The sequence below is a fragment of the Candidatus Cloacimonadota bacterium genome, from assembly GCA_011372345.1.
Lineage (GTDB): Bacteria > Cloacimonadota > Cloacimonadia > Cloacimonadales > TCS61 > DRTC01.
In genome coordinates, this window is the sequence record DRTC01000033.1 from 1 (window position 1) to 3,551 (window position 3,551).

Sequence of the window (3,551 nt, forward strand, 5' to 3'; positions counted from 1 at the left end):
CAGATCGTGGAGTATGCAGAACAGAAACTGATCGAAATCGGATGTCCGAAAATTAATTTAATGGTTAGAAAGACCAACCAGGGAGTTATTGAATTTTATAAAGCAGTCGGCTATCAAGATGATCCGGTCGTGGTTTTGAGTAAGAGGTTGATTCCAGATATGTAAACTGCCATTGCGAGATTTTCTAGTTGATGTTACTAACGAAGCAATTTTTTTTATCATCAGGTTAGATTTGAAGATTTATCCGCAATAGACGGGATTGCTTCGGAAGAATTCCTTTGAGAGAAACCAGCCAAAGGCTGGTAAACCTCGCAATGACAGAAAAGTTGTTAAAGGAGCAAAAATGTTTGAAACCATTCTCTTGATTGGCGGTGGTTATGTTGTCTGCAAAATGATCTTCTCCAGATATCCGCTGAAGAAGGCAACTCTCGATAAGATTGAGAATAGAACATCTGTATATTTGTTATGGCTGATTGCTATTGGGATCATTATCGCACAGTTATATTTTATCATTGATGTTTTCTTAAATCTTTTCAAAGCCACGGGAGAGTTCAAAGGACTTTTCTTCTTTATCGGTTTTGTGATCCTTGCTTTTTATGGATTTCTTTATGTGAAAAGGAAAATGTAACACATTTTTGTAAAATGTGGAAACTTCCGAATGTGCGAAGCTCTTCGGAATGTAGGAATCTCCGCAGATTTGAGCAGACAGGATAACAGGATTTACTTGATTATGTCTATACTTGGGGGAATAAAAACAATCGGAAGACCTGCGGACATTCCGATGTATTACATTATTAAAAGGATTTAATTATGTTTTTTTATATCTTTTCGCTTATTGGAAGCTTTCTGGTAATAGTATCAATTTTCAGTAATTTTCCTTTGAATAAAAAAGAACTAAACGATAACAAACATCGGATAAAAAGATATTCTTTCTGGTTCATCGCTTTTTATATCATCATTTTTCAACTTGCAATGCTCCTGAATTTCTTTTTTCATTTCATTGAACTGGAAGGATTTTTGGGATATTTCTTGTTTTTTCTCACATATCTATTTCTTGGAATTTATGGTCTTTTGTATTTGCGCGGATATATTCGGTAGTTTATTTTTGCATAATGTGCAAACATGGTTCACAGAATACAATTCTGTGCTACACTTTCTTATTGACACAAAACTTACCTTTAAAAATCTACAAATCAGGTAAAAGGTAAATAAATTAATAATGAAAAATGCGATAAAAATAATTCGGATCATGCTCCGGCACTGGATATTTCTCCTGTTTGGATTAATATTTATGAGTGGTTATGCCATTTTCAGTGGAATCAGTATTATGATGGCTATCCCGCTTCTGGATTTTGTTTTCAAGCCTGGAAAAACGAAAATATTATACTCAGATTTTCCTGCTTTTTTCGGAGCTGTCAGGGATGTTTTTAACAATTTTCTATCCCAGCAAAACAGTTTTTTTACATGGATTGATAAAATTAATTACAAGCCGTTTCTAACAGAATTAAAATCGATCCTGGAAGTTACTGATCCGATTTTCCTGCTCTGGTTTATCAGCATCTCTGTTATTTTCCTGATAGTTTTAAAAAATATCTTCTATTATGGAAACAGAGTTATGTTCATCAACCTTCAGGGTAAAACCATCAAAGATATCCGGGATATAATTTATCATAAATATTTATACCAACCACTTAGCTTCCTGCGTAAAAATAAAGTAGGAGATTCCCTGGTCAGGATGGTTTCGGATGTAAACATTATCAGCAATTTTTTCATAAATTCTTTTTTCAATATCATCCGGGATATTATCCTACTGGTTGTTTATATCATTATTGCACTTAATTTGAACTTGAAACTGTTTATAATCGGCTTGGTTCTTTTACCTCTTTTCAGTTACCTGGTTAATTTGTTAGGTGGTAAGATCAAAAAATATTCGCAACGGATCCAGGAACAATCCTCGCAACTATTCTCTAATGTCGAAGAGAAACTGAACAGCATGCCGATAGTGAAAGCATTTTCCAGGGAAAACTACGAATACGACAGATTTGAAAAAATAAATAAAAAACATTTTCGATTCTGGCGAAAATCGTTGCTTTATAGCGCAGTAAATGTTCCCCTTTCTGAATTGAACAGCGTTTTGATCGGAGTTGTCATCCTGATGATCGGAGGAAAACTGGTTCTGGCTGCAGACAGCAGTTTCAGTTTCGGAACATTCATGACTTTCCTGCTGGCAGTTTTTTCCATGATGCAGCCGACAAAAAATTTGACCAATGCATATATAAATATCAGGAAAGCACTTGTTTCACTGGATAGGATAATGGTGATCCTTGATCGGAAATCCGAGATAACCGAAAGCAAGGAGCAGGTTGAGAAAAGAGATTTTGAGCAGAAGATCGTGTTTAATGATATTGCCTTTTCGTACCAGGAAGATAAGAAAGTTTTGGAAAATATTAATTTTGAAGTTAAGAAAGGAGAGAAAATTGCCCTTGTCGGCAGTAGCGGTAGCGGAAAAACAACACTCGTTCATCTGCTGTCCAGGATGTATGATCCTGATGCTGGAGATATCCTGATCGATGGAATTCCCAGTCATAAAATCAAATTGAAAGACTTGCGAACACTGTTCGGAACTGTTACCCAGGAATCCATTTTGTTCAATGATACGGTATTCAATAATATCAGTTACGGAACACTTGAGAAAGTTGATGAAGAGCAGGTCAGAAATGCAGCTAAAATCGCCTTTGCAGATGAATTTATCGATAAACTTCCCCAAAAATATGATGAGATACTGCAGGTAAAAGCATCCAATCTTTCTGGAGGTCAGAGACAACGGCTTTGTATTGCAAGAGCAATTGTCGGCAATCCTCCCATTTTGATCTTCGATGAAGCCACCAGTTCGCTCGATACAGAAGCAGAAAGAAAGGTCCAGCAAGCGATCGAGCAAGCAACAAAGAATCGAACCGTGATCGTGATCGCTCATCGGCTTTCCACAATCTTGTCATCGGATAAGATTATTGTTCTGGATCAAGGAAAGATCGTTTGCATAGGTCACCACAAAGAGCTATTGGAAACTTGCGAGAGATATAAAACGCTGTATAATATTCAATTCGAAATGGATTAATGTGTGTTTCAATCTATCTCCTAATCACTTCTCTAATCTCATAAATGAACTTTTTCAAAGAAAAGGGAAACAAACATCTCCTCTCTCTCTTCAAAAGAGGATCGAGAGAAAGTTAGAAAAAGGATAATGATGATCCAATTTCAAAGAAAGAAACCGGACATAGATATTATTAAACATTGTTTTTGGGAATACAAACTAACCACGCAGGATCTGGAGCATTATATTAATTCCGATGATTATAGATTAAAAAAATTCGTTTTTGAGAAAATATTCTGCAACAGTCCGAATGTGCTGCGGGACTTAATGATTTTTGATAAAAAGGATATGTTCGATCTGATAAAAAATTATAAAGTACCAAAATTCAATTTTAGATTTCTGGATTTGCGACATCGAATTGTCAAACATCTTCTTCTTCAGGAAGACATTAATATACCAG

The 3,551-nt window shown here is 35.6% G+C and carries 3 protein-coding genes; all 3 read left to right on the forward strand.

The genetic code is table 11. From position 1 onward, the window contains the following. Positions 1–165: GNAT family N-acetyltransferase (locus ENL20_00600; GenBank protein ID HHE37060.1), on the forward strand; the 165-nt coding region annotated here is incomplete at its 5' end. Positions 166–343: 178 nt separating this feature from the next. Then, positions 344–628, forward strand: a complete 285-nt coding sequence (locus ENL20_00605; protein HHE37061.1) for a hypothetical protein — start codon at positions 344–346, stop codon at positions 626–628. Between the two features lie 591 nt (positions 629–1,219). Then, a complete protein-coding gene (locus ENL20_00610; protein HHE37062.1) occupies positions 1,220–3,115 on the forward strand; it encodes an ABC transporter ATP-binding protein in 1,896 nt (631 codons plus the stop codon). Positions 3,116–3,551 lie beyond the last annotated feature (436 nt).